General features: G+C 67.2%; 7 protein-coding genes. 2 read left to right on the top strand and 5 right to left on the bottom strand.

Going from position 1 to position 5,614, the window contains the following annotated elements; all coding sequences use genetic code 11:
* The 5 genes from QE494_RS12920 to rpsB form a co-directional block, all read right to left on the bottom strand.
* On the bottom strand, window positions 1-172 hold a 172-nt coding region (locus QE494_RS12920), incomplete at its 3' end, for an undecaprenyl diphosphate synthase family protein (RefSeq protein ID WP_300043852.1).
* Between the two features lie 152 nt (window positions 173-324).
* On the bottom strand, window positions 325-888 hold the full coding sequence (frr, locus tag QE494_RS12925; RefSeq protein WP_300043845.1) for a ribosome recycling factor: 564 nt from the start codon (window positions 886-888) through the stop codon (window positions 325-327).
* Window positions 889-906: 18 nt separating this feature from the next.
* The gene (gene pyrH, locus QE494_RS12930; RefSeq protein WP_300043846.1) at window positions 907-1,629 is read right to left on the bottom strand and encodes a UMP kinase; all 723 of its coding nucleotides are present in this window, start codon (window positions 1,627-1,629) and stop codon (window positions 907-909) included.
* 42 nt (window positions 1,630-1,671) lie between these two features.
* Window positions 1,672-2,595, bottom strand: a complete 924-nt coding sequence (tsf, locus tag QE494_RS12935) for a translation elongation factor Ts (RefSeq protein ID WP_300043848.1) — start codon at window positions 2,593-2,595, stop codon at window positions 1,672-1,674.
* A gap of 126 nt (window positions 2,596-2,721) precedes the next feature.
* Entirely contained in the window at window positions 2,722-3,480 is a 759-nt protein-coding gene (rpsB, locus tag QE494_RS12940; protein WP_300043849.1) for a 30S ribosomal protein S2, read from the bottom strand.
* A 355-nt stretch (window positions 3,481-3,835) separates the two neighbouring features.
* Between rpsB and QE494_RS12945 the strand changes: the two genes are divergently transcribed.
* Window positions 3,836-5,263: an amidase gene (locus tag QE494_RS12945; protein ID WP_300043853.1), complete on the top strand. Its 1,428-nt coding sequence runs from the start codon at window positions 3,836-3,838 to the stop codon at window positions 5,261-5,263.
* A 35-nt stretch (window positions 5,264-5,298) separates the two neighbouring features.
* A partial coding sequence (locus QE494_RS12950; RefSeq protein ID WP_300043851.1) for an NAD(P)H-hydrate epimerase occupies window positions 5,299-5,614 on the top strand: 316 nt, incomplete at its 3' end.

The raw sequence follows: 5,614 nt of genomic DNA on the forward strand, positions 1-5,614 counted from the left end.
TCTCCGAGGAGAAGGCAAACACGGTGAGCACCTTGACCCCCCGGTCGCCGCAGTGACGCACGCAGGTGTGCAAGGCGTCGAGGCCCCGCTTGTGGCCAGCCAGGCGCGGCAGATAGCGCGACGACGCCCAGCGGCCGTTTCCATCCATGATGATGGCGACATGGTGGGGCATGGTGGCGATCACGGCCCGGCCTGTCGGATGCTGGGCTTGCTGATACGGCACGCGTGCGGTGACGGGCGCAGGCGTGACAAGCGGCTGGGGCAGCGGGCTCGCGCAGGGCGTTCGCGCGGCGCAGGCTCGGCTTGGTCGGACACCGGGGCCGCTCAGACCGCCAGGATTTCTTGTTCCTTGGCGGACACCAGGGTGTCGATCGAAGCAATGTGCTTGTCGGTCACCTTCTGGATGTCGGCCTCGGCGCGCTTTTGGTCGTCTTCGGACGCGAGCTTGTCCTTGACCAGCTTTTTCACCTGCTCGTTGCCGTCGCGGCGCAGGTTGCGCACCGCCACTTTTGCGTTTTCGCCTTCGTTGCGCACCAGCTTGGTCATTTCTTTGCGGCGCTCTTCGCTCATGGCAGGCATGGGCACGCGGATCAGCTCGCCCATGGAGGCCGGGTTCAGGCCCAGGTCGCTCTCGCGAATGGCTTTTTCGATCTTGGCGCCCATGCCCTTTTCCCAGGGCGTCACGCCGATGGTGCGGGCGTCGAGCAGGGCCACGTTGGCCACCTGGCTGATGGGCACTTGGGAGCCGTAGTAATCAACCTGCACCGTGTCGAGCAGTGCGGGATTGGCGCGCCCGGTACGGATGCGGGTGAGGTTGTTCTTGAAGGACTCGATGGACTGGTCCATCTTGCCTTCCAGGGTCTTCTTGATCTCGACGATGGTGCTCATGGCTTGACTTCCTCGGGCTCAAACATGAACCAAAGTACCCTCATCTTGCCCCAGAACGACGCGCTTGAGGGCGCCGTTCTTGAAGATGGAGAACACCTTGATCGGCAGCTTCTGGTCGCGGCACAGGGCAAAGGCCGTGGCATCCATGATGCCCAGGTTACGACTCATGGCCTCGTCGAAGCTGATGGTGGTGAAACGGGTGGCGGTCGGGTCTTTGTGGGGGTCGGCGGTGTAGACGCCGTCCACCTTGGTGGCCTTGAGCACCAGCTCGGCGCCAATCTCGGCCCCGCGCAGTGCAGCGGCGGTGTCGGTGGTGAAGAAGGGGTTGCCGGTTCCGGCAGCAAAAACCACCACCTTGCCCTCTTCGAGGTACTGCAGCGCCTTGGGCCGTACATAGGGCTCGACCACCTGTTCGATCCCGATGGCGGACATCACCCGGGCGGTCAGGCCCTGCTTGTCCATGGCGTCGGCCAGGGCCAGGGAGTTCATGACCGTGGCCAGCATGCCCATGTAGTCGGCGGTGGCGCGGTCCATGCCGACCGCACCGCCTGCGACGCCGCGGAAGATGTTGCCGCCGCCAATGACCACGGCCACCTGCACGCCCATGTTCACCACCTCGGCCACCTCTTGCACCATTCGCACGATGGTCGCGCGGTTGATGCCGAAGGCGTCGTCTCCCATGAGCGCCTCACCGGACAACTTGAGCAGGATGCGCTTGTGGGCAGGCTGGGCGGTGGTCATCGGCGGGGGGCTCCTCAGATCGTTTGGACTCCAGTGTACCGATCAGGCAGCGGCCTTGGCGGCAGCCACCTGGGCAGCGACCTCGGCGGCGAAGTCGTCGACCTTCTTCTCGATGCCCTCACCCACCACGTACAGGGTGAAGCCCTTCACCGTGGTACCCGCGGCCTTGAGCATTTGCTCGACGGTCTGCTTGTCGTTCTTCACGAAGGGCTGGTTGAACAGCGAGACCTCTTTGAGGAACTTCTGCACGCCACCTTCGATGCGCTTGGCGACGATCTCGGCCGGCTGAGCGGGCTTGCCCGCAGCCTCGGCCGTCTTGCGGTCTTCTTCGGCCTTGCCGGCGGCCACTGCGCGTTCTTTTTCGATCAGCTCGGCAGGCACGTCGGCGCTGGTCAAAGCGACCGGCTTCATGGCGGCCACATGCATGGCCACGTCTTTGGCGGCGGTCTCTTCGCCGTCGAACTCGACGACCACGCCAATTCGCGTGCCGTGCAGGTAAGAGGCCAGCTTGGCGGCACCTGCGAAGTGCTTGAAGCGGCGGAACGACATGTTCTCGCCGATCTTGCCGATCAGGCCCTTGCGCACGTCTTCCAGGGTGGGGCCGAAGCCGTCCTGGCTGTAGGGCAGCGCGCCCAGAGCGGCGATGTCGGCGGGGCTGTGCTTGGCGATCAAGTCGGCAGCGGCCTGGGTCAGGGCCAGGAAGCTGTCGTTCTTGGTGACGAAGTCGGTTTCGCAGTTGACCTCGAGCAGCGCGCCCGTGGTGCCGTGGATGGAGGTGGCCACCACGCCTTCGGCGGTGACCCGGGAGGACGCCTTGCCGGCCTTGTTGCCCAGCTTGACGCGCAGGATCTCTTCGGCCTTTTCCATATTGCCGTCGGCCTCGGTCAGGGCCTTTTTGCACTCCATCATGGGAGCGTCGGTCTTGGCGCGCAGTTCGGCGACCATGCTTGCGGTGATTGCAGCCATTGTTGTCCTCGTCAGTGTGTTCGGTTCAGTTCAGTTCGGATCGGTGGCGGTTCGGTGTCGGATCGCCTTGAAAAAAAGGGGCTCGCGAGCCCCTTTTCATGCCGAGCGATACGGCAGGGGGCCGCTTCAGGAGCCCTCGGCAACCTCGACGAATTCGTCGGTGGAGTCTTCGCCGGCGGCGGCCACAGCGCGGGCCACGTCGGACACCGCATTGGCGCGGCCTTCAAGGATGGCGTCGGCAATGCCGCGGGCGTACAGAGCGACGGCCTTGGAGGAGTCGTCGTTACCGGGGATGACGTAGTCGATGCCGTCGGGCGAGTGGTTGGAGTCCACCACGCCGATCAGCGGGATGCCCAGCTTCTTGGCCTCAGCCACCGCGATCTTGTGGAAGCCCACGTCGATGACAAAGATGGCGTCGGGCAGGGTGACCATGTCTTGAATGCCACCGATGTCTTTTTCGAGCTTGGCGATCTCGCGGTCGAACATCAGCTGTTCTTTTTTGCTCATGGCTTCGAGGCCAGCTTCTTGCTGGGCCTTCATGTCCTTGAGGCGCTTGATGGAGGTCTTGACCGTTTTGAAGTTGGTCAGCATGCCGCCGAGCCAACGCTGGTCGACAAAGGGGACGCCGGCGCGGCGGGCTTCTTCAGCGACGGTTTCACGGGCTTGGCGCTTGGTGCCGACCAGCAGGATGTTGCCGCGGTTGGCCGCCAGCTGGCGGGCAAACTTCATCGCTTCCTGGAACATCGGAAGCGACTTTTCCAGGTTGATGATGTGAATTTTGTTGCGATGGCCGAAGATGTACGGGGCCATCTTGGGGTTCCAGAAGCGGGTTTGGTGACCGAAATGGACACCGGCTTCCAGCATTTCGCGCATGGTGACGGACATGATGTCTTTCCTCTTAGGTTGGGTCTAGAACCCGCGCTGAAACCACCTGGGCTGCTGCTGCAGTGGGTGGCACCTAGGGTGCGCGGGCCCGCGATTGGCTTTGGCTGGAAGGCTGCCTGCACTGTTGCAAACCAGCCCCGACGAAGCCAGACGAGTCTAGCACAGGGCGTGGGCCCATCTGGCCCCGGCTCAGCCCCGTTTCGCCCCGTTTCGCCCCGCCCCGCTCCGCAAGGCACAGCCCGCAAGCTCGCGCCCACAAGCCCAGACGCGCCCCGCCGTGCCCCGCCCGGACCGGACCGCCATGCCGAAATGCCACAGCGGGCTGGCAAACTTGGGGCCCATGGCCCACGACTCTCTGCAAAACGACCTCACCGCCACCCTCACCGCCTTGCGCGAAGGCCGCACCCGGGCGGCGCTGGAGGTTGAGCGCGCCATCGAGGCCGCCACCTCACCGGCCTGCCACCTGGCCTTCCTGGGCCTAGACCCGGCAGGCGCCCGCGCCGCCGCGGCCGCTGCCGATGCCGCCCGTGACGCCGGCCGGCCCCTGCCCCTGGACGGGCTGCCGGTCTCGGTGAAGGACTTGTTCGACCTCGCCGGCCAGCCCACCCCCGCCGGCTCCCGGGTGCTACAGCACGCGCACCCGGCCCAGCAAGACGCCCGGGCGGTGCAGCGCCTGCGTGCGGCCGGCGCCAGTGTGGTGGGCCGCACGGTCATGACCGAATTCGCGTTCTCAGGGGTGGGAGTGAACCCGCACCACGGCACGCCGGCCAACCCGGCCGCTGCGCGGGTCACGGGCACCGAATCCCGCAACGCGCCCCTCACCGGCCCCATCACGGGTCCTCACATCCCCGGCGGCTCCTCCTCCGGCGCGGCCGTCTCGGTGGCCACGGGTGCGGCCTTCATCGGCCTGGGCTCAGACACCGGTGGCTCCATCCGCATTCCGGCCGCCCTGTGCGGCCTGGTCGGCTTCAAGAACACCGCCCGCCTGGTGCCCACCGAGGGCGCCCTGCCCTTGTCGACCACCCTCGACACCGTCTGCGCCCTCACCCGCTCAGTGAGAGACGCGGTGCTGGCCCATGAGGTGCTGACCCAGCGCCCGGTGCTGCGCGCTACAGCGCCCCTGGCTTCTTACCGCCTCGCGGTGCCCAGCACCGGCATGCTCGATGACCTCGAGCCCGCCGTGGCGCGGGCCTTTGGAGAGGCGCTCGCGCAACTGCGCCGCGCCGGCGCCCGCATCCAAGAGATGGCCCTGCCCGAGATCGCCGAGCTCTCGGGCATTCAGGCGGCGGGTGGCTTTGCGGCCGCCGAAAGTTATGCCTGGCACCAGCAGCTGCTCGCCGAGCGCGGCAACGAGTACGACCCCCGGGTGCGCACGCGCATCGAGCGGGGCGCGGCCATGAAGGCCTACGAATACGTGCAACTGCACACCGCCCGCCAAGCCTGGATCGCCCGCATCGGCCGTGCGCTGGCTGGCTTTGACGCCCTGCTCTCGCCCACCACACCGCTGCTGGCCCCCACCCTGGCCAGCCTGGCCCCGGCCGATGGCCGCGACCCCGCCGCCGACGCCGCACGCGACGCCGAATTCTTCCGCGTCAACGCACTGCTGCTGCGCAACCCCAGCGTGGTCAATATGCTCGACGGCTGCGCCCTCTCCCTGCCCTGCCACTCCCCCGGCGAGATGCCGGTGGGCCTGATGGTCTGGCACGGGCCGATGCGCGACGACACGGTGCTCAACGTCGGGCTGCAGATCGAGGCGGCGTTGGCACAGACGCGCGCGGCCTGAGCCAGCGGCCACGGGCACGAACGCACAATGCCCCCATGAACCGCATCGTCCCCGGCCGCGCCTGGCCCTTGCACGACACCGCCGGCACGCGGCACCTCGAGCAGACCGCCGCCGCCGCACTGCCCCCGCACACTTTGATGCAGCGCGCCGGTCTCGCGGTGGCGCGGCTCGCCCGCGCCTTGGCGCCACATGCACGCAGCGTCTGGGTTGCCTGCGGCCCGGGCAATAACGGTGGCGACGGCCTCGAAGCCGCGGCACTACTGGCCGCACAAGGCCTGCGGGTGAGCGTGACCTGGCTAGGGAACGACGCCCGCCTGCCAGCCGACGCCCGCGCCTCGCTGGCCCGGGCGC

It is taken from the genome of Ramlibacter sp. (assembly GCF_029866045.1).
Lineage (GTDB): Bacteria > Pseudomonadota > Gammaproteobacteria > Burkholderiales > Burkholderiaceae_C > Ramlibacter.